The 22160-nt window shown below is 39.5% G+C and carries 17 protein-coding genes; 9 read left to right on the forward strand and 8 right to left on the reverse strand.

Annotated features, from left to right (window positions below):
- Positions 1-153: 153 nt before the first annotated feature.
- Positions 154-834: a two-component system response regulator RppA gene (rppA, locus tag CYAN7822_RS09190; protein WP_013321974.1), complete on the reverse strand. Its 681-nt coding sequence runs from the start codon at positions 832-834 to the stop codon at positions 154-156.
- Between the two features lie 127 nt (positions 835-961).
- Here rppA and hisG point away from each other — a divergent pair, with 127 nt between their 5' ends.
- Both hisG and CYAN7822_RS09200 read left to right on the forward strand, forming a co-directional pair.
- The gene (gene hisG, locus CYAN7822_RS09195) at positions 962-1618 is read left to right on the forward strand and encodes an ATP phosphoribosyltransferase (protein WP_013321975.1); all 657 of its coding nucleotides are present in this window, start codon (positions 962-964) and stop codon (positions 1616-1618) included.
- Between the two features lie 123 nt (positions 1619-1741).
- Entirely contained in the window at positions 1742-2218 is a 477-nt protein-coding gene (locus tag CYAN7822_RS09200) for a nucleoside deaminase (RefSeq protein WP_013321976.1), read from the forward strand.
- A 4-nt stretch (positions 2219-2222) separates the two neighbouring features.
- Here CYAN7822_RS09200 and CYAN7822_RS09205 read toward each other — a convergent pair whose 3' ends face one another.
- Positions 2223-2855 carry a response regulator gene (locus CYAN7822_RS09205; protein WP_013321977.1) on the reverse strand — a complete coding sequence of 211 codons (633 nt, stop codon included), beginning with the start codon at positions 2853-2855 and terminating at the stop codon, positions 2223-2225.
- 248 nt (positions 2856-3103) lie between these two features.
- Here CYAN7822_RS09205 and CYAN7822_RS09210 point away from each other — a divergent pair, with 248 nt between their 5' ends.
- Both CYAN7822_RS09210 and CYAN7822_RS09215 read left to right on the forward strand, forming a co-directional pair.
- Positions 3104-5356: a sensor histidine kinase gene (locus CYAN7822_RS09210; protein WP_013321978.1), complete on the forward strand. Its 2253-nt coding sequence runs from the start codon at positions 3104-3106 to the stop codon at positions 5354-5356.
- 185 nt (positions 5357-5541) lie between these two features.
- A complete protein-coding gene (locus tag CYAN7822_RS09215; protein WP_157871799.1) occupies positions 5542-6540 on the forward strand; it encodes an acyltransferase family protein in 999 nt (332 codons plus the stop codon).
- 29 nt (positions 6541-6569) lie between these two features.
- On the opposite strand, the gene CYAN7822_RS09220 is transcribed toward CYAN7822_RS09215, so the two are convergent.
- Both CYAN7822_RS09220 and CYAN7822_RS09225 read right to left on the reverse strand, forming a co-directional pair.
- Positions 6570-7670 (reverse strand): class I SAM-dependent methyltransferase, encoded by a 1101-nt coding sequence (locus CYAN7822_RS09220; protein ID WP_013321980.1) that lies wholly within the window; start codon positions 7668-7670, stop codon positions 6570-6572.
- A 95-nt stretch (positions 7671-7765) separates the two neighbouring features.
- A complete protein-coding gene (locus tag CYAN7822_RS09225) occupies positions 7766-9355 on the reverse strand; it encodes a glycoside hydrolase family 57 protein (protein ID WP_013321981.1) in 1590 nt (529 codons plus the stop codon).
- Positions 9356-9568: 213 nt separating this feature from the next.
- Between CYAN7822_RS09225 and CYAN7822_RS09230 the strand changes: the two genes are divergently transcribed.
- From CYAN7822_RS09230 to CYAN7822_RS09240, 3 genes are all read left to right on the forward strand, one after another.
- Positions 9569-10750 (forward strand): histidine kinase, encoded by a 1182-nt coding sequence (locus CYAN7822_RS09230; RefSeq protein ID WP_013321982.1) that lies wholly within the window; start codon positions 9569-9571, stop codon positions 10748-10750.
- 117 nt (positions 10751-10867) lie between these two features.
- The gene (locus CYAN7822_RS09235; RefSeq protein ID WP_013321983.1) at positions 10868-11122 is read left to right on the forward strand and encodes a TIGR03643 family protein; all 255 of its coding nucleotides are present in this window, start codon (positions 10868-10870) and stop codon (positions 11120-11122) included.
- Between the two features lie 42 nt (positions 11123-11164).
- Positions 11165-11638, forward strand: coding sequence for a TspO/MBR family protein (locus CYAN7822_RS09240; RefSeq protein ID WP_013321984.1), 474 nt, complete (start codon positions 11165-11167; stop codon positions 11636-11638).
- Between the two features lie 116 nt (positions 11639-11754).
- Here CYAN7822_RS09240 and CYAN7822_RS09245 read toward each other — a convergent pair whose 3' ends face one another.
- Positions 11755-13218 (reverse strand): M16 family metallopeptidase, encoded by a 1464-nt coding sequence (locus tag CYAN7822_RS09245; protein ID WP_013321985.1) that lies wholly within the window; start codon positions 13216-13218, stop codon positions 11755-11757.
- A gap of 79 nt (positions 13219-13297) precedes the next feature.
- Positions 13298-14809 (reverse strand): M16 family metallopeptidase, encoded by a 1512-nt coding sequence (locus tag CYAN7822_RS09250; RefSeq protein ID WP_425365337.1) that lies wholly within the window; start codon positions 14807-14809, stop codon positions 13298-13300.
- A 245-nt stretch (positions 14810-15054) separates the two neighbouring features.
- Between CYAN7822_RS09250 and CYAN7822_RS09255 the strand changes: the two genes are divergently transcribed.
- Both CYAN7822_RS09255 and CYAN7822_RS09260 read left to right on the forward strand, forming a co-directional pair.
- Positions 15055-15762, forward strand: coding sequence for a glutathione S-transferase family protein (locus CYAN7822_RS09255; RefSeq protein ID WP_013321987.1), 708 nt, complete (start codon positions 15055-15057; stop codon positions 15760-15762).
- Positions 15763-15924: 162 nt separating this feature from the next.
- Positions 15925-17235 (forward strand): cytosine deaminase, encoded by a 1311-nt coding sequence (locus CYAN7822_RS09260; protein ID WP_013321988.1) that lies wholly within the window; start codon positions 15925-15927, stop codon positions 17233-17235.
- Here CYAN7822_RS09260 and CYAN7822_RS09265 read toward each other — a convergent pair.
- Positions 17196-18836 (reverse strand): hypothetical protein, encoded by a 1641-nt coding sequence (locus CYAN7822_RS09265; protein ID WP_013321989.1) that lies wholly within the window; start codon positions 18834-18836, stop codon positions 17196-17198. The genes CYAN7822_RS09260 and CYAN7822_RS09265 overlap by 40 nt on opposite strands.
- A 134-nt stretch (positions 18837-18970) precedes the next feature.
- Positions 18971-21544 carry a cadherin-like domain-containing protein gene (locus CYAN7822_RS34500; protein WP_013321990.1) on the reverse strand — a complete coding sequence of 858 codons (2574 nt, stop codon included), beginning with the start codon at positions 21542-21544 and terminating at the stop codon, positions 18971-18973.
- Positions 21545-22160 lie beyond the last annotated feature (616 nt).

A 22160-nucleotide genomic window follows, 5' to 3' on the forward strand; every position in this document is an offset into this window, starting at 1 on the left:
CAAAAGATTTTTAGTTATTTATGTCATCATATTACAGAATATTACGTTTGTCCAGTCTTAAGTAAATATTTATTTAATCTTAATCAGATCTTAAATTTTATCAATTATGTCATTAGTCATTAGTCGTTAGTCATGTCTCTACGCCCTACTGACTTATTCTCCAAAGCGATAGCCTTTACCATAGACGGTATGAATGAGGGGAAGTTCTCCCTCCGCTTCAATTTTGCGCCTGAGTAGCCGCACCAGTGCCGCTAATACATTACTATTGGGTTGCTCTTTTTCTGTCCATAAGTGTTGGTAAATTTGCTCATGGGTTAAAACTTGACTCGGGTGAAGCATAAAATAGGACAGTAGCATCACTTCTTTTTCCGATAAGCTAATGGCCCGCCCTTGACGATAGGCTACTTGATTATCGCTATCAAGTTCAAGGTCCGCAACTTTAAATCGGGTTTGAGTGACTGTGAGATCAAAACTGGGAGAACGCCGCAATAACGCCCGCACTCGGGCTAATAACTCCTTTAATTGAAAGGGTTTGACTAAATAATCATCTGCGCCCACATCTAACCCCATAACCCGGTCATCTAGAGTATCCTTAGCTGTCAGAAACAAAACCGGGGTCGTCTTTCCTTCTGTTCGCAACTTCTGACAAATGTCTAGCCCCGACTGGTAAGGCAGCATCCAATCTAGAATGAGTAAATCATAACCATTGTCTAGGGCTAATTGAAGTCCTGTCCTTCCATTATCGGCCACATCTACCTGATATCCTTCCCGAGATAAGACCAGACTGAGCGGCTGAGTTAACTCTACTTGATCATCAACTAACAGAATTCGCATCGATCATTTAAGCTATCGTTTGATTCTATCCTGATTTTAGCCTTGAAGAAATTATAAGTTGTCATGGTTCAGGGTTGATCGTTCATTGTTACAATAAACCCGGCTTAAGCATTGGCAGAAGTGTATCATGATTACGATCGCATTACCGAAAGGTGCCCTTTTATCCGACAGCATCGCCCTATTTAAACAGGTTGGCCTAGATTTTAGCGCCTTTCTTGACTCCAGCAATCGACAACTGCAAATTAGCGACCCCACCCATACCGCTAAAGCTTTATTAGTCAGGGCGCAAGATGTCCCCGTCTATGTAGAATACGGTCAAGCTCAGTTGGGAATTGTGGGCTATGATGTTTTATTAGAAAAGACTCCCAAGGTGGCTAATTTAGCCGATCTCAAATTTGGTTCTTGTCGAATGTCAGTGGCGGTTCCCGTCAATAGTCCTTATCGTCGTTCGCTAGAACTTCCGCCTAATGGTCGAGTGGCCTCTAAATTTGTCCATTGTGCTAAAGAATACTTTCGCCGCTTAGACCTCCCCGTAGAAATTATTCCTCTTTATGGTTCAGTAGAATTAGGACCTATTACAGGTATGTCTGATGCGATCGTTGACCTAGTTTCTACAGGGCGTACGTTACGAGAAAATGGCTTAGTAGAAATTGATGTCTTGTTTGAAAGTACGGCTAGATTAATTGCTCATCCTTTGAGTTATCGTCTAAATTTAGATCACCTTGATCAATGGGTAAATAAATTGCGTCAACCCAGTCAGATAGAAACAGCAGTTACAGCTTAATATCTATGACTAAATTTTCCACACTTTCATCAATCGGGGGTGTGGTACCCTGACATTAAAAGAAAATTTTGCGACTTTTTCTAGAGATAAAAATTGTTTTAAATTAATCATTTCAGAACAATTATGTCAGATATTCATCATCAATTTATGGCAGAAGCTATTGCCCTATCCTTTGAAGGAATGCGGCTAGGAAAAGGCGGGCCATTCGGAGCAGTCATTGTCAAAGAACATAAAATTATCGCCAAAGGCTACAATCAAGTTACCTCAACCAACGATCCCACTGCTCATGCTGAAGTGGTAGCTATTCGTCAAGCCTGTCAACTTTTACAAACATTTGAGCTAAAAGGATGTGAACTTTATACCAGTTGTGAACCTTGTCCCATGTGTTTAGCGGCGATTTATTGGGCAAGCGTCGATAAAGTTTATTACGCCAATACTAAAGTTGATGCCGCGCAAATAGGCTTTGACGATAATTTTATTGATCAAGAAATTAAATTACCGATCAATAAACGAAAAATGCCCATGATTCAACTCAGACAAGATGAGGCTTTAAAAGCCTTTCAAGAATGGGCAGATAAAGAGGATAAAATAGAATACTAAAATCTTAGACTAAGCCCGAACGCAGGGCAACCACTGCGGCTTGAACGCGATCATCCACCGCCAATTTATTCATAATTCCCCGCACATGAGTTTTAATGGTATTGGTACTTAGATAGAGTTCTTCAGCAATTTCATTATTACTTTTCCCTTCTACAATTAACTTTAAAACTTCTAACTCTCGCTCAGAAAGGTTAGAAATCTTGAGATTTTGTTGGGGGGCTGGTGCTTTAAGATTACCTAACACCAAACGAGCAATTTGGGGATCAAGATAAGTTGCTCCATCCTTAGCCGCATCAATAGCCGCCATCAAGCGATCTAAACTAGCTCCTTTAACACAATAAGCATCTGCGCCACTCGATAAAGCCGCTACCACTTCTGTCTGTTGGGTATGAGAAGTCAACATCACCACATGAACATGAGGCAATTCCTCCTTAATTTGCTTAGTGGCGGCAATTCCATCTAAGCGAGGTAAGCCAATATCCATAACAATCAGATCTGGATTGAGTTCAAGAGCTTTTTGTACTCCACTATATCCATCTTCGGCCTGTCCGACAATTTCGAGATCATCGTGATCGCTGAGGGCTTGTTCTAAACCTAATTGCATTAAAGGGTCATCTTCGACAATTAAAATCCGCATGAGTTATTTAAAAGGCAAATTTTATTATTATTTTATCTTGGTTATTAGTCAATAGTCATTAGTCAATAGTCAATAGTCATTAGTTATAAGTATTTGTCTTTTGTTAGTGAGTATAGAGCTTTGGCAATGTGTAACTTTAATGTTAATCACTAATGACTATTTTGAATAGATCACCCAGTCGGGGGAAGTTCATCTATCTTCAGTTTGGGATTCTGGATTAGTATAGCAAGTTGTTACGGCTCGGCCTTATGGCTTCAGACTTAATCCGAATGCGTGAAAACCCGATTAAAATTGTTACTGTGGCGATCGCCTATTTGAGTATGGGTTGGCTAACTCAAAAGATTGATGCTACAGGGTTTACAGCGTCTCCTATTTGGTTTGCGGCGGGATTAGCTCTTAGCGCTCTTTTAATTTGGGGAGAACAAGTCTGGATCGGCATTTTTTTAGGGGATTTGTTATTAAGTTGTATTTTAGGAGCATCTTGGATAATTGGGTTAGCCTCTGCTATAGGCAGTACCCTGTCTGCTATTTTAGCGGCTAGATGGTTACGTCAGTGCAAATTTTCTCTTACTTTAGGACGAATCCGAGATATTATTCTTTTGGTTGTGTTGGCTGCTATTATATCTCCTATTGTTAATGCAACCATAGATAGTACAGTCCGCCTGTGGACAGGACACCTAAGCTGGAAATTATTTGCTCAACAGTGGTGGTTACTCTGTTTAGGAGACTGTACAGGAGTTTTAGTGTTTACTCCCTTTTTATTGCGGCTGACTATTGATGGTTGGGGACTGCTCAAAAGACAACCTCGTCAACGTTTAACCGAAGCCGCCATTTGTGTAGGATTACTTTTAGGAGTGGGTTGGGTCGTTTTTGGCTACAAAGAGGTGGCAAAAACTCCTTTCGAAGAAAGTTTAGCCAGTGTTCAATATTTAGAATATCTTCCTTTTCCTTTGATGGTTTGGGCGGCTTTACGGTTCCAAACTTGGGGGGCTGTAACCGCTAATCTTGTGGTGGCTATTTTAGCGCTTATTGGAGCTTTAGAAGGCGTGGGAGCCTTTGTAATTCAAACCCCAACGCTCTCTCAAGCGGTTTTATTGCTGCAAATGTTTATTGCTATTGTGACCACCACTTCCCTATTTTTATCGGCGGCTGTTTCTGAACGTGAACGGGCTGAAAAACAATTGAGAGCCACTTTAGAGCGAGAATATTTAATCAGTGATATTGCCTTACGTATTCGTCAATCTTTGGATTTAAACCATATTTTTCAGACGACTGTCACAGAAATCCGTAACTTTTTAAATGCGGATCGAGTTTATATCGGTTATATTCCGCCTGATGAACCTATTAAAATTGTCGCTGAATCGGTTGTAGGAGGTTATCAATCTTTATTAGGATTAACTTTTCCGGATGAATTTTGTCAAGCTGTTAAATCTTTATTGGCTGAACAAGAATTTTTAATTGTTGATAATGTCAATCAGGTTGCTCCGCCTCTAATTTTACAGCAATATTTTAACCATAGTCAGATTAAAGCCGCTTTAATTGTGCCTTTGATGGCCAATCATCAACAGTTAGGCGTTTTGGTTGTTCATCAATGTTCTCGGATTCGTTACTGGCAAAAAAGTGAAATAAAATTATTAGAACAACTCGCCACACAAGTTAGTATTGCCATCCAACAAGCCCAACTTTATTATCAGGTACAACAATTTAATACGAATTTGGAAACACAAGTTAAAGAACGTACCCAAGAACTTCAAGAAAAAGTTCAAGAAATTGAACAATTATATCAGATGAAAAATGTTTTTTTACAAGCAGTTTCTCATGATTTAAGAACCTCAATAATGGGGTTAATGATGCTATTAAAAAATTTACAAAATCGTGCCGGAGATAATATTTCTATCTCTCGTTCTATTTTAGAGAGAATTGTCAGCAGTGGGGACCGTCAGTTAACTTTAATTAATGCGCTTTCGGAAGATCATTTTTCTGAACATCGTTCTCTTGTGCTTCATTGTCAACCCTTATCCCTGCGAGATTTAGCCGAAAATCTTATTAATGACTGGCAACCTTTATTTCGACAAAATCAAATAAGATTCACGAATTTAATTCCTGCAAATTTACCCAATATCCAGGCAGATCCGCAGCAAATTAGATCTGTATTAGATAATCTGTTAACCAATGCTCTTAAACATAACCCGCCGGGGATTACCATCAGTCTTGAAGCTACCCTAGATCAAGGAATGATTTGCTGTAAAGTATCTGATGATGGGGTAGGTATGGATCAGCAACAATGTCAGTCTCTTTTTAGATTATATGTCCGAAGTCTTTATAATACTCGCCGCACAGGAATAGGATTAGGCTCTTATCAGTGTCGGCAAATTATTGAAGCTCATGGGGGAAAAATAGGCGTTAATAGTACCCCAGGAATAGGTTCTCAGTTTTGGTTTACTTTGCCCATTGCTGAATCATCTACATCATCGGCTCAATTTGGAGCATACATTAATTAATTTAATTCTATAGCAAAATACAAAAGACTGAAAAACTTTTTTGTCGCTGTAGTTAGTCTAAAGCTGATAATCAGGATTTGAGCAAATTTATTAATGTAGTATAATAAGCGCTAAGCTATCCGCTATCCTGATAATAGAGCATAATGAAAAATCTCATAAAAAACCGTATTGAGCGTCAAAATCGAGTGCTTTGGCTTGATAATTTGAGAGCTATAGGAATTTTTTTCGTTGTTCTTGTTCACACAGGACGATTTAGTTCATTTATTTCATTATATATATTTTCTTTCTTTATGCCGCTTTTTTTCTTCATTTCAGGATTAGTGGCGAAAGATTCAATTAAAGAGCTATCCTTCAAAGATTTTTTTAATTTACGTCTCCGTCGCCTCTTAATTCCCTATATTTTCTTTAGTCTTGTGAGCTATATAGTCTGGTTTTTTCTATTTCGGCATTTTGGGAAAGGGGAAGATATCTCACCACTTAAACCCCTCATAGGGATTTTATACGGTGTTGCTATAGGAGATTGGCTAATTCCTAATATAGCCATGTGGTTTTTTACCTGTTTAATGATGACAGAAATTTACTTTTTTCTACTGATCCGGTTACCATCCAGAAAAATATTGATTGCTGTGCTGTTTGTTTTATCGGTAGTAGGTTATGGACTACTCTATTCGATTAGTTCAACACCCTATCGACTTCCCTGGAATGCTGACCTTGCTTTGGTTGCCGTTGTCTTTTATGGTGTTGGCCACCTCTTAAAGCCTTATATTTTTAGTGATGTATTTATGAAATCTCATCGCTGGCCTGTGATGATCATTTCATTAATTTGTTACTTAACATTTTCTACGCTAAACTCTAAAGTTGTATTTATTGGAGGTGTTTTGGGCAATTATCTGTATTTCTTTATGGCAGCCTTTTCAGGAATTATATTTTGGTTATATATTGCCAGACTGATAAAGCCGTATTCTTTATTAACAGCGATGGGTCAAAATACCTTGGTAATTTTTTCCCTTCATCTTCTAGTTTTTCCTTTTTTAACTGCTGCTTTAGTTTATGGGTTAAAAATTTCAGAAACGGCTTTAAAAACAGATTTTGTCGCCCTTATTTACTCAATTATTGCTATAATTTTATTAATAAAAGTATCTCAAATAATGCAAAAATATACTCCTTGGTTACTGGGGAAATAGCTGTGGAAATGCTAGATCAACCTAGTGACTCATAAAAGCCATTGCGCCAGTTCGATACAAGCGGCTAAACTGGCATTTGTTTTAATTGCTTGGGGGTTGAGATGAGTAGGAGTAGCCTGATAGCCTTGAGCAACTAAAGCCTTAATTAAATTGTTTCGTGGAGGAACATTAATCTTACCGCGTTTTCCGATTTCACCCAAAAGATAAAAATAAGGGGGTAAAAAAGCTTCTGCTTGCATCACCGATAATAATTCTGCGCGTTCAAACCATCCCCATTGCTTGGCTAAAGAGAGCATTTTTTCTAAAAATAGGGGTTCGTGGAATTTTCCCAACCAAATAGGCCCACTAAGAACCGGGGATTTTTGAGAATTTTGACAAGCACAAGATACCCTTCCTAAAGAGCGCCAAGATACCGTTTTATATTCCCCACAGGCATGACAATAACCTAAAAACCCATAGTTTTTTTGCGTCAGACAGGGAGAAGATAATAACCGTAACATAACCCGATAAGTCCCGCGAGTAAACAGAGAAAAAATCGGTTCAACCCCAAAACCCCTAGTCGCCGCATGATATTGTACATTACCTATCATTAAGCGCAAAGCTTGTTCGTGAGCAGAGGGATGACAACGGGCATAAGCCGCATATACCCTTAAGCTAATATCCGGTAAATGACCAGTTGCCGTGCGTCCATCAGTGCTAGTAAAATAAAGCAGACCGCCCATTTTTGTCGCCCAAAGCGCAGAGCCTAAAAAAGGGGCAGGAGAACCAAAACCATCGACATCGACTAAATCATAAAAATCCTCTCGATAATAACAATCAAAAAGCAATTTATTCGCTTCTTGATGACTAATTTTGGCCCGTCCTGACTGGATTAAACCTTGTAAATTAGCCTCTAAAACCGGTTGAAGCTCAACATTAGCATCATTAGCCCAAATCCAATCAGCATCAGCTTCTAACCCATAACGAAGGGCGCGAACACCACAGCCGCTCATCGCATCAAGCACCCGAAGAGAACCCCTATCCCCTTTATACACTGCCGCCGCCAAAACCCCTAAATCTCTAGCAACTCGAGTTTCAGGGCGATAAAAAGCCTGCCCAACCTCAAAAACCGCCTTACCTTCACTGAGCATCCCCTTTGCGTCCTTTACGCTATGGCGCGAAACCTTTCTAACCCAAACAGTGAAAAGGTGGGCAACGCCCACCCCACTCATGGATAGCTCAAACCCTATAATGGGCGATAGACTCGATAATTAATATTGGGAAAAATATTATCAATTTTTTCCACTTTTTCTAACCAACCCGAGTCAATTTTTTCGCTCTTAATGTCCTCATAGAGTTTATTAAGGCGCAACAAATGGCTGCGAGTGCGACGTACTGCATAGGGAACCATTGTACCAGTCCGCATAATAAACGCCCAGTCAGAGGACTGCGCTAACAACAACTCTCGCGCGGCTTGATTGAGGGCCCGCCATTCTAACTCATCAGCCGGTTCACGACGACTCAATTCAATCATACGTTCAGCCGCCTTATGCAAATGGGGATAAATCCAAGTATTAGTTTCATTTAACCAATATTCATGGAAACCTTTATAGCCCCAACTCGACTGAGAAGGGCGGCAAACTTGCTGAGTGGGATGACGGCGTAAATAATCGGCCAAATGGGTCATTTCAAAGCGATTTTGGTCATACCAAGACTTGCGGAACAAGTAATCAATAAACCAAGGACCCTCATACCACCAATGGCCGAACAATTCAGCATCATAGGGAGACACCACTATCGGCGGGCGCTGCATCATGGCGGCTAAATGTTCTACTTGTTCTTCGCGGTTATACATAAAGTTGCCCGCGTGTTCTGCCGCCTTTTCCCTAGCCCAGTAGGGGTCATAGAGAGCTTTTTCTGATAATCCCCCATCTCGCGCGGTTATTTTGTGATATTTAATCCCAATATTTTTACGTTGCCCATTAGGCATGATATAGGGCTTAATATATTCGTATTCTGCCTCCCATCCCAAATCTTTGTAAAACTCTCGATAAACCGGATCACCTGGATATCCCACCATCGATGACCACACTTGTTGAGAGGACTCATGGTCTCGTCCAAAGACCGCTACACCGGTTTCGGTAAAAATAGGAGCATAAGAACCAAAACGAGGGCGAGGACGACCATAGAGCAGCCCGTGACCGTCCGTCAGGAAATAACGGAGTCCGGCATCGGCTAACATCCGTTCTACGCCTTCATAATAAGCGCATTCTGGCAACCAAATCCCTTTGGGAGGACGACCAAAATTTTCCTCATAATGTTCACAAGCCACTTTAATTTGGGCCCAAACCGCTTGAGGATACATTTTCATCAAGGGCATATAGCCGTGAGTTGCCCCACAGGTAATAATCTCTAGATTATTACTATCCAAAAATTGTTTGAAAGCTGTTACTAAATCTCGGTCGTAGCTTTCCCAAGTTTGGCGAATTTTTTGAAATTCTGTGGCATAATATTCGGCTAAATAGCGAATATGGCCGTTATGCTCATTATGTTCAATTTCTTTCTCGGTGAGTTCCTCCAGTTTAGCTAAATGTTCATCATAGCGTTCTTGTAGTAAGGGATCTCGCAGCATCGACACTAAAGGGGGTGTCATGCTCATAGTCATTTTAAAATCTATTCCGTCTCGCTTTAATCCCTCAAAAACCTGCAACAGAGGAACATAAGTTTCGGTAATAGCTTCATATAGCCACTCTTCTTCCAACACATAATCGCTTTCTGGGTGTCGGACAAAGGGTAAGTGGGCATGGAGAACAAGGGCGACGTAGCCAAGTGCCATAACTGTTATGCAATTCTCTATTGTAAAATTTTAAGTTTAGACGATTTTATACTATCTTAAGCTTTTACAATAAAAGTGCGATCAAAAAAATTATCTGACCCGACTAAGAGGGATCAATTTTTCATAATCCCTTGATTCCTCTGCACCATCCCTTCTAGACTATACCCTAACCCCATCCTTGTTGTGACGCTTATTGAGTGAGACTAAACTCCTGTGGTACAACCCCATGATCAAAAAACGGCTTCTAACCCAAACACTGGTGAACCCGTGTGTCTCCAGCTTTTGCTGTTTGTGGATGATAGGCCCAGTTCTCAAGAGAATATCGAGCAAATACAAGCTCATCTGGCGCTATTAAACTGTGAGTATTCTTATGAGCTTCAAGTGATTGAAATCCACCAACAACCACACCTCGTTGAATATTTCCGCTTGGTGGCGACACCAGCCTTAGTGAAAATTGCCCCAGAACCCAGACAAACTCTCGCCGGAAGCAATATTGTTGAGCAACTCAACAAATGGTGGCCACGCTGGCAATGCGCTATTAAAGAAGCGAATGAGGAGCAAACAGCTAATGGAGGCGGAGATAAGCAAAATCATTGGCAATCTCCCCTCAATAATGTAGGTTATTCGGGTGAGTTAATTCGTTTATCTGATGAAGTATTTCGTCTCAAAAAAGAAAAAGAAGAACTCGTAGAACAGATCAAGTTTAAAGATCAAGTTTTGGCGATGTTGGCCCATGATTTACGAAGTCCCCTCACGGCGGCTTCTATTGCTATAGAAACTCTAGAATTAGCAAATAATCAGCCGGATCGGGTTAGGTCAGCCCAACTTAAAGAGCAACTCTATCAACAGGCCCGTAAACAGTTTCGCATCATGAATCGATTAATTACGGATATTTTGCAAGCATCCAAGAGCATGAGTGCTGAATTGCAATTGCAATATAGTCATTTATATTTGCAATCATTGTGTCTGGAAGTTTTGGAACAAATGGCCGATCAATTTCAGGAAAAACATCTCAAAATAGAAAAAGATATTCCCCAAGATTTACCCAATGTTTATGGAGATGAAGAGTTAATCCGTCAGGTGATCGTCAATCTGTTAGATAATGCTATCAAATATACTCCAGAGCAAGGCACAATTACCGTGTCGATTCTGCACCGGACTACCCAAAAAGTTCAAGTGAGTGTCTGTGATACGGGTCCCGGAATTCCTCAAGAAAAACAAGAGCGGATTTTTGAGGGACATTTCCGTCTTAAACGGGATGAAGGGAAGGAGGGTTATGGTTTAGGTTTGTCTTTATGTCGTAAGATTATTCGCGCTCACTATGGTCAAATTTGGGTAGATAGTACCGTTAATCAAGGGAGTTGTTTTCATTTTACTTTACCCGTTTATCGATGAAGGAAGGCAACCCGTTTTTGGCGGCTGCTCAAAATTCGGCAACCGGCAAGAGAATTGCCGCAAATCTATAAATTCTTCTATAACTAAAGAAGGAAATTTATTTAATTAAAAAGATAGATGAAACTACCTGATTTAGATGATCAAACTAAAGATAGAATCATAGAAATGGCTTGGGAGGATCGTACTCCTTTTGAAGCTATAGAGATTCAATATGGACTAAAAGAACAAGATGTTATTGCTTTAATGAGGCAAGAAATGAAAGCTTCGAGTTTTAAAATGTGGCGTAAAAGAGTTAGCGGACGTAACAGTAAACATCTGCACAAAAGAAGTTTTGCTGTAGGAATTTTTAAATCTTCTAATCAAAAAAGTTAAAGAGTTTCTGGGTCAAGTATTATCAATAATTAATGACTGCTTATGCTTCCCTCTTGGTTAGTAATCGCTATTGTTACTGTTGCTGTTGCTGTTGTCTTTAATCGTTTATCTTCTAATGATATTCGCTGGTTTAATCATCTCCGTCGGCCCCCTTGGCTTACTTTTGAAAAAGCCATTCCTGCCATTTGGACTTTTATTTTTATTTGTGGGGCTTGGTCCGCTTATATCATTTGGGAAGCTGATGCCGGCAGCCGCAATACTTGGTTTTTGATGGGGTTTTATTTATTGCTTGAATTAGTTATTATTGCCTATACTCCTGTTATGTGTAAACTGAAAAGTTTAACCGTTGGCACAATTATTGGAGGACTAGGATTTGTGTTAGGATTTATCTTAGCATTAATCGTGATTAGAATAGTGGTTTGGGCGTTTGTTTTATTATTACCTTATTTGTTGTGGAGTCCCATTGGAACTTATGTCACTTGGGCTATGATTCGCCTTAATCCGGGTAATGCTTAAGCTTTCAGTTATCTTTTTTAAGTATCAGCAATTATTGTTGTTTACACTTTAGCTAATCAAAATAATTTTGAGTTTTCCTCTCCTGCTAGGAGGAGAGGGGTTAGCTGTAAGCTAGATTAACTCTTAGGTTGCTTAATAGCAACATCTACTGTTTGAATTTGTGCCCCTAGACTCTTTAATGGTGGGTTGATCTGTTCATTATTACCGACCACTAAAGTCACCGTCTCTTGAGGCTGAAGATATTTTTGAGCCACTTTTAAAATATCCTCCTCTGTAGTATTTTTGACGGCTTTTTGATATTGAAAAATAAAATCCTTGGGATAACCATAATACTCGTAAGTCATTAAGCGAGATAAGGTTTGACTAGGATTCTCAAATTTAAACACAAAAGAATTAAGAATAGATTCTTTGGCATCAGCCAGTTCTTCTTCTGTAATCGGAGTGGTACGTACTTTTTCAATTTCTGTCAGGAGAGCTTTAACAAACGGTACAGTCATTTCAGAACGGGTTTGTCCTCCCGCCACAAACATTCCTGGAAAATCATAATTGGCTTGCCAAATGCCATAAACACTATAAGCTAATCCTTGCCGCGAACGGACTTCATTAAACAAGCGCCCTCCAAAGCCGCTTAAGACTTCATTTAACACACTCAAAGCCGGATAATCCGGATCGTTTAATTCGCCGCCCAGATGCCCTAATAAAATATTACTTTGGCTTAACTGAGGCTGTTGCACCACAAAAATTCCATTATTTTTGTTCTGAGATGCAGGAGGAACAACAGATTTAAAAGGCGTTTTGGGCGCTTGCCAACTGCCAAATTTTTCCTTGATTAAGGTTTTCATTTCTTGGGAGTTAAAATCTCCCACTATGCCCAAAATCATCTGATCGGGACGAACATAAGTTTGATAAAAACTCTTGATATCTTCTCGGGAAATATTATTTAAAGTGGTATATTCTACCGTTCGCGCATAGGGGCTATTTTCCCCATAAATTAATTTTCGGAATTCCCGAGAGGCAATATCCCCAGGATCATCGTTTCTGCGGGCAATTTCTCCTTGTTGTTGAGTTTTAGCTAATTCAAATTGTTGAGGATCAAAAGCCGGTTGCTGAACGACTTGAGCAAATAACTCGAAAACCGGTTGCAAATCTTCTTTAAGCACATTAAAACTAGCTGTTCCGGAAGTTGTTCCGATGGAGGTTTCAATAATGGCTGCCCGTTGTTCAAGCAATTCATTTAACTCGCTTGGGGGATGTTGTTGAGTGCCGCCGGTTCGCATTAGCAAACCTGTTATTCCTGCTAACCCGACTTTTTCAGCAGGTTCTAAGCGTGAACCCGTGCGGATAATCGCGGTTCCCCCCACAAGCGGTAATTGATGATCCTCCATTAAATACACCACCATGCCATTATCTAATTGATAACGCTCATAATCGGGTAGCTTAATTTCTGGCAAAGGAGGAAATTGTATTTGATTGTAAGGGCGCGGGGTTTGGGCGATGGCCGGAGAACGGAAGGTCAAAACTAGCAAAAAAGCGATCGCCATTAATCCTAGCCAACTTAAGCTTTTAAAACGTTTTTTCATGGTCACTGGTCATTTGTTATTAGTTATTAGTCATTGGTCATTAGTCATTAGTCATTAGTTGTTTTTTCTCTATTGCCTATTATTGTTTACTGACTATCTGTCCAATGGTACGATTTTCGGGCGTAAAAGTTTGTTGGGCTACCCGTTGAATATCTTTTGGTGTTACCGCAGAAATGGCATCAAGTTGTTGAAATAAATTGCGCCAATTGCCGGTTTTAACTTGATATTCTACTAATAATTTGGCCATGCCAGCATTAGAATCAAGTGATCGCAATAGTTCAGCCCTTAGTTGAGTTTTCACTCTCTCTAATTCTTTTTCTGAGACAGGTTCAGTTTTGAGCCGCTCAATTTCTACTGCTAAGGCTTTTGCCACGTCATCCACCGTAGCATTAGGGGCTGTCATGGCATAAAATAGCATTATATTAGGATATTTGTCATCGGGAAACCCATTAAATCCTTGAGCCGCTAGAGCCACTTTTTTCTCTTCCACTAGAGATTTATAGAGGCGAGAGGTTAAACCATCACTCATCAGGGATGCAATGACTTCATAAATGGCGTTATCTTGATGATTGATGGCTGGACGATGATAACCTTCCATATACCAAGGTTGAGAAGCAAATTCCACTGAAACGCTGCGGGTTTGATTTTGTTGGGGTTCAACGCGGGTTACTTTAGGCGGTTGAGGTTTAGCCGGATAACGCCCAAAATAGACTTGAGCCAATTTTTGAATTTGTTTAGGGTCTACATCTCCCACAATGGCGATGGTTAAATTATTGGGGACATAGTAGGTGTTAAAAAACTGCTGTACATCTTCGCGGCTGAGGTTGCGGATATCTTGATCGTATCCAATGACAGGGCGTTTGTAGGGATGTACGCTAAAAGCTTTATCTAAAAACGCTTCTACCAAACGACCCACAGGGCTATTATCTGTTCTTAAGCGTCTTTCTTCTAAGATGACTTGTTTTTCTTTATAAAATTCTCGAAATACAGGTTCTAGAAATCTTTCTGACTCTAGAGACATCCACAGTTCTACTTTATTGGAGGGAAAACTGTAAAAATATACGGTTGCATCGGGTGTGGTTTGAGCATTTAAGCCTACTCCCCCTTGTTTTTCGACGATGCGTCCATATTCATTTTGTTTAACAAATTTTTGCGCTTGAGCTTGCACTTGGTCAAATTCTTGTTGGAGTTTAGCCGCTTGTTCGCTTTTATTGCCGGCTTTTGCTGTTTTAATTTGGGCTGATAGTTGATCTAATTGCTCTAATAGTTTGTTTTCTTGTACATAGTTAGTTGTTCCTATATTTTGTGTTCCTTTAAAAGCTAAATGCTCTAAAAAGTGGGCGACTCCGGTTTTACCATCGGGTTCATTAGCTCCTCCCACATCCGCGTAGGTAACGAAAGACACCACCGGCGCATCGTGATTTTCCAAAATAATGAATTTTATCCCATTATCGAGGGTAAATTCCGTCACTCGCTCTATGACTTTATTTAAATAAGGTTGTATCGATTGAGCGGTTTCGCTTTTGGCGTAAGCTTTAGGAATAACCAGATAACTACTCCAGTTAAGCAGGAGTAAACTGACAAAAGCCATAAAAGTGATTAGACGGCGAGATGGTTTTAAGACTTTTCTTAACATCGATTGCTCAAGTCCTGCGATTTTCTTGGCTAGTCTTCAACGGTTAGAAGGCTATCTAGCGTCAATTGAACTGATCTTTATTTTACAATGTGTTTTGATGTTCTTGTGGGCATTCAAGGGAGAATTATTTGTTTAGCTTTTTATTTTGAGCGGCTGCTTAAAATATAATGAATACTAATTTCTGCTTTGACTTTATAACTATGTTTTCTGAATCTTTACCAGAACTCGTTTTTTATTTCAACCGTAACTGTCCTTATGCTCAACGGACTTGGATAGCATTACTTGAGTTAAATGTCAACTTTCAGCCTAGAGAAATTGAATTAGGTTCGGATAACAAAACCGATTGGTTTTTATCGTTAAATCCTAATGGCAAAGTCCCCGTCATTGAACAGGGAGAAACCCGAGTCTATGAATCCTTAATTGTTAATGAATATCTCTCGGAAATTTCGGGAAATAAATTAATGCCTTCCTCGGCAGGAAAAAGGGCATTAGCTCGAATTTTAATGGCTCGGTGTGATTCTCATTTAGTGAAAACTTCCTTTAGCTATCTGGCTCATAAATCAGCAGAAAATCTCGAAAAAGAAGAACAATTAAAATCTGAGTTAGAGGCGGAATTACGCTTTTTGGATACAGTCATTGGCGAGTCTGGCGATTCTTATTTTTTAGGAGAATTCACCTTAACAGACATTGCTTTTATTCCGTTTTTCCAAAGATTAGCCGTGACTTTACCCGCTTTTAAAAATTTTGAAATTAGCCAAAATAATTTTCCTCATCTTAACCGTTGGTTAGAGACAATGGCTTCTCGTGAAAGTTGTATTCAAACCGCCATGAAAGCTGAGGCGATTAAAGAAATTTATGCCCGCTTTTTAAAAATTGATTATTTTAAAAAAATCGGAGTAGCTACCTGATAAACTCTTCCTCTTGTTAGTGTGGATGTTGCCCAAGCACTCGGCGCATCGAGCATTATAGATGATCCAGTGAGGGAAGAAACCATTAAACTCTTTTTTTGTTCCCTGCTAGGTAAAAGATAAAGACGAAAAATTGCTAATGACTCTTTTAGATAAGGTGGTATGATTCCTGAAGTTGACTCTTATTGGTTAATAAATGCTCATGTTCCCGTTGTTTTGTTAGAAAATAACAATTTTATCCCTCAAACCCGAGAAGGATTATGTTTAGTCGATCTTGAGATCGTAGGCGGCAAAATTCAGCAAATTATTTTGGCTTCTCAAAGAGTTGCACTTAATTTTCCTAGGATTGACTTAGAAAAAAGAATTGTCTTCCCTGGCTTTGTGGATATACATACCCATCTAGATAAAGGTCATATTTGGGAGCGCTCGCCGAATCTCGAGGGCACATTCGAGGAGGCTCTGATAAGGGTTCAAGAAGATTCCCAACAATATTGGCAAGCGGAAGATGTTTATCAACGCATGGAATTTGGGATTAAATGTAGTTATGCTCATGGAACTATGGCAATCCGAACTCATATTGATAGTTTGGGAAAACAAGGGGAGATCAGTCTAGAAGTTTTTAAAACCCTACAACAAGAATGGGCAGATCGCCTAACTTTACAGGCTGTTTCTTTGGTAAGTTTAGATTATTATCAAACGCCCTACGGAATAGCCCTCGCTGATCGAATCGCTGAGATAGGGGGCATTCTGGGAGGGGTAGCTTATATGAATCCCGCTTTAGATGCTCAATTAGCTCAAGTTTTTTTGTTGGCTCAAGAAAGAGGACTCAATCTAGATTTTCATGCTGATGAAAATGGTGATCCAGATTCAATTTGTTTACAAAAGATAGCACAAACGGCTCTAGAGTATCAATTTAGCGGCTCAATCATCTGTGGTCATTGCTGTAGTTTAGCGGTACAACCCGAAGAAGTAGTCGCCAAAACCCTAGATTTAGTTAAATCTGCCAATATTGGCATAGTCAGCTTACCGATGTGTAATCTTTATTTACAAGATCGTCGTTCCTCTCAAACGCCTTATTGGCGAGGTGTGACAAAAGTTCATGAATTAAAGCAGCAAGGAATTGCTGTCGCTTTTGCCTCAGATAATTGTCGAGATCCTTTTTATGGGTTTGGTGATCATGATATCAAAGAAGTTTTGACCCAGGCCGTCAGAATTGCCCATTTAGATACACCTTATAGTGATTGGTGTGGTAGTGTGACTAAAACGGCGGCAGATTTGATGGGACTTCCCCAGAGAGGCAGAATTGGTGTAGGGTTAAAAGCGGACTTAATTATATTTCAAGCCCGTTATTTTAGTGAATTGCTATCCCGTCCTCAAGCTGATCGGATCGTCTTACATCAAGGACAATCTATTGACACCACTTTGCCGAAATATCAAGACTTAGATGAATGTATTTTATTTAAGAGTGCTTGATACTTGGGAGAAGTTTTTTGTTCTAGATATTCTAAAGCTCCCCAACTGCCCCACTTACTCGGTTGGCCAATATCACTAAAGTTCATAAACAAAGTGCCTCCTAGCACCTGATTCCATTGAGTGATTAATTGCTCATAAACTTCTCTCATACGAGGGTCTCGGTTAGCTTCAATAAAAAGCTTAGTGATGGCCTGATTGTTGGTAACTTTTCCAACGCCGACTAAATGCTGACCTGCTTCATAAGCCACCAGAGGTAAGTGATGTTTTTGAGAAATTTCACGTAGTTTAGCAACAGAGGGCCAAGCTTTAGGTAAACCTCCCCCGGACGGGCCATTAGTCAAAACACCGCCCTTGAAGATCTCTTGAAAAAGTTTATTTAATCCCCCGTCTGGATCACGAGTCCAACTTTCTACCTGTTGCTCATATTTAGAATTACCGATATAACCCCCCACATAAGGCGCTATGGCGATAACATCTATAGAGTCATTTGCTTGCTTGAGAGCTTGTCCAATGACCCAAGGGTTAGCAGTTTGCCCACCCATCACTCCAATCACTTGCTGTTTTTTAGCACCAAAAACTTGGTCCCAAATGTTCATCATTTGAGTAGCGCGTTTCCCATAAGTTTGATAAATATTGAGCGGAGATTGTTCTTCAACCCAATGAAATTGTTTAAACTGAGCATTCCAAACTTCATTGGAGTATTCTACATAAACTTTTAACCCGGGTTTGAGATGATCTCTGACATAGGTGGCAAAGTTTTTTACATAGTCGTCGGTAGCTTGATGGGGCATATTGAACCAAGGATTGACATTTAAACGGTTTGCTAGTGCTACCATAATTTCCACTGGGACACCCTTTGGTGACCAAGTAGAGTCATCCGGAGTAGGGCGATCACTCCATTCTTTTTGGCTAGAATTATTGGTTTTCATCCAATCCATAAAACGAAGTGTTGTGAAGGGTTGGATTTTTTCTAAAAATAGTGGATTAAAAATCTCGGTTTTGTAAGTCTTTTCGTAAGCTTGGGGAAGGACATGAATATTTCTAATATAATTGCCTTTGTGCTTAGGGTCTGTCTCAGTAATTTTTAACCAAATTCCTGCATTTGAGGGCGTGACATTCAGGACATCTCTGCCGGGTTTAGAGGCAGCAATATCTTTTTTACCATCATAACTGTATTCAATTTTGCCTTCTCCTTCATATAAGACTACATATTTTCCACCGGGATAATGGCCATTTTGTTTATGATAAAGAAGAGTTCCCACAAAGGTGTATTCTTGTGAAGCGTTGGCACCTGGTAAAGATTTAACCCACCCATTTTTATCTAAATCCAGTTGCTCAAATTCGCCCGCATTCCATTTTTTCTTACTTTGAGGTATCCACCTTCTAGAAGATTTAAATCCATCGATAAAAGGCAGTTGAGTTGACCAATCAGTAACACCAGTTAAATTAGTTCCTATTTCTACCACTTTAGGTTGGCTGGCTACGGGAAAACTTTCAGTTTTTGGGATATTTTGAGCTAATAGATTATAGAGAAAGCATATAATTATAGCTGTTGATAATATTAAAGGTAAATTTTTGCGAAACCATTTTAAAGAAAACATCAAAGTAACCTTTTAGCTTTTTCAAAGAAAAGATCTTCTCTAGTATAAAGTTTTTCCCCAAGCTTGTGTAAAGACCTTCAAGCTCGAGGAAAAATGCGTTAGGGAAGATTTAAGCTAGGTTTAATAAACCAAGGCTAACTAGCAACGGTAGCGGTATGTTGGCTAATATAATTCATTAAACTATCGTATTTGGGGGAACTGGTTTGATCAATATTTTCTAACGCTCCCCAACTGCCCCACTTGGTTTGTCTGCCAATATCAGCAAACTGCATAAATAGATCCCCTCCGAGTTGTTGATACCATTGATTCATGAGTTCCTTATAGACGTCGCCCATACGAGGGTCTTTATTGGCTTTCATAAAGAGATTGGTGATAGATGTATCATCAGCTACTGAATTAACGCCGACTAAATGCTGTCCTCCTTCGTAAGCCACCAGTGGCAGATTATATTTCTTACTAATATCTTGCCATTGAGAAAGATTGGGCCAAACGCCGGGGAAACGCCCCTGCGGATTGGATTTGCTTAAAACGCCTCCGTGCATAAGCTCATCAAACAATTTATTTAATCCACCGTCTGCATCTTTTGTCCATCCGTCTACTTCAGCTTGATTATCAGAAGTTCCGAGATAATTTCCCACATAAGGGTTAATGGCAATCACATCAATGGATTTATCAACGTATTGTAAGGCTTGTGTGGCTGTCCAGGGATTAGCCGCCTGCGCCCCCATCACTCCAATGACTCGGTCTTTATCAGTTCCAAACACATTATCCCAAATATTGGTAATTTCGACGGTTCGTTTGCCATAGCTCTGAGGAGTATTTAGGGTGCTAGAAAGTCCGTCAACGTATTTATTTTGGCCAAAAGAGGCATTCCAAACTTCATTGGAATACTCAACATAAGCCTTCAGTCCAGGTTTGAGGTTATTTTTGACATAGGTGGCAAATTGGGTGACGTATTCGTCGGTTGCTTGATGGGGCATATTAAACCAAGCATTAGAATTGGTGACATTAGCCAGTGCGACCATCGCTTCTACAGGAGCGCCCTTTGTGCCCCAAGATGCCGTATCTAGAGTAGGACGATTGCTCCATTCTTTTTGGCTAGAATCGTTGGTTTTCATCCAATCCATAAAGCGAAGCGTGCTAAAAGAATCGATTTTTTTGAGAAATTCTGGGTTAAATATATTTGTCGAGTAAGTAGATTCAGAGGCCTCGGGAATGACCCGAATATTTCTCAGATAATTACCGGTATTATTGGGGTCAGTTTGAGTCAGTCTTAACAAGATGCCATTATTACTTGGCGTTATATCAATGACATCTCTACCGGGCGTTGAGAGAGAAGTAACTTTTTTGGCATCATAATTATACTCAAGTGTGCCTTGTCCATCATAGAGAACAACGTATCTACCCCCTTTATAATGACCATCTATGGAGCTGGCTAATAGAGTGGACACTGAAGTAAATTTTTGAGTGCTTCCTGTTCCTTTTAGAGAGGTAACCCAACCATTTTTATCAACGGCTAATGAACTTTGTTCTTGTGTATCCCAGGTACCACTTGCTTGAGTAATCCACTTCGAGCCGCTTTTAAATAAATCTATAAAAGGTTGTTGTGTAGAATAATAATAGATTCCCGTTAAATTAATCCCAATATTGGCTGATTTAACGGTTAAGTTGACTGTGCCAGTATCAGTGCCTCCTGCTCCATCACTAACCGTATAATCAAAACTTGCCTGTCCACTAAAGTTCTTAGTCGGTGTAAAAATCACATTGCCTTTACCATCTAGCGCGGCTGTACCTCCTGAAATAGACTTGACTGATGATATAGAAAGGGAATCTCCATCAATATCGGTATCATTGGCTACGAGATTAGCGATTTTAAAAGTAATGGGCGCGTTAATTACCGTAATCCCTGTATCATCAACAGCTACTGGCTTATCATTACCCGGAAGGCCTTCATACATATTCAAGTTAGAAAACTGACTTTGGGCTGTGGGATTGCTCACATCCTGGTCATTAATTAACGTTAGGTAATTCATCGTTCCGGTGTAAAATTGCCCCACCGGAATTTTATAGTGTTGCAATGCAGAGCCTGTGTAATTGTTGTAAGTTTGATTACCTGTTACTTGAGAGCCACCAACTTGAAAGATTTGATTCGTACTCATGCTGAGATCGCTATCAAAACCAATGCCATGAGTTTCACCAATGGCAGCACTCTTAAAATCAAATTCCATTACAGTATTAGGAGTGATTTTATAGCTCATCTGAAGGGCTTTCCAAGTATTCCCTTTTATATTTATGGTTTTACCACCATCAGACGTAGTTATGGTAGATTGTACGTCTTGTCCAGAGCTATAGGAAGACATTGTAGCTTTGAAAAAATTAAAATAATTGGGTTGAATATTAACGGTAACAGTAGCTTGGCTCGTTCCGCCTTTTCCATCACTGATAGTATATTTAAAAGAAGCGTTACCTAAAGCATGTTTTGTTGGGGTAAAAATCACGTTTCCCTGACTATCTAACTGCACAGTCCCCTTGTAAGCATTACCGACTGTAGTTATGGTTAATGGATCACCATTAGGATCGCTATCATTTTTGAGTAAAGTTTGAGGAGAAATGGTCAGAGCTTGATCGACAATCCCTGTAATATAATCGCCCTTGGCTACCGGTATACCATTTTCATTGACCAGTGGTGTAGAATTTGTAATACTCATCCTTATTCTCCTTAAATGAAAGGTTAATTTACTGCGCTTATATGATTAATAGCTCTGTTTATATTCTTCGGCATTTTAATAGAATTAGTCATGGGAGTTTACCCTTAAAAAAAAATTTTTTTTAAGCATAATTAAACTTTTTTTTCAGGGTAAATCCTGAAGCTTTTTAGAGTTTTATCAAATCAAAACTTTTTTCTGTAAAACCACATAAATATTGTCATATTTTAGGATTTTTATTAGCAAAAAATCCAGTGATTTTACTGAAAATATAAAAATTTAGATTTTAGATTGACGTTAAGCTAGAAAACGTTAACGTCAATAAAATTGATAAGCAGTTAGTTGTTGTCTAATTAACTTTCCTAGTGATTTTATTACGGATATGGTAAAAAACTCGATAATATTTAAGTCTAGCTTTTCTTGAAAAAATTAGTTAAGTTAGTCACCTATCCCTGCTCTCAACAGGATTTTAAGTTTAATTGAAAAGATGAGAAAATAGGCCATCAAAAGCTAAAATAAAGCCTCTAAAACTCGAGGTGTGCAAAAAACTCTTGTTATCTTTTTCCGACTTCTGTAATCTTGCCTTTTATGAAGTAAGTGAATCTACTTCAGACTCCGA

Source organism: Gloeothece verrucosa PCC 7822 (genome assembly GCF_000147335.1).
GTDB lineage: Bacteria > Cyanobacteriota > Cyanobacteriia > Cyanobacteriales > Microcystaceae > Gloeothece > Gloeothece verrucosa.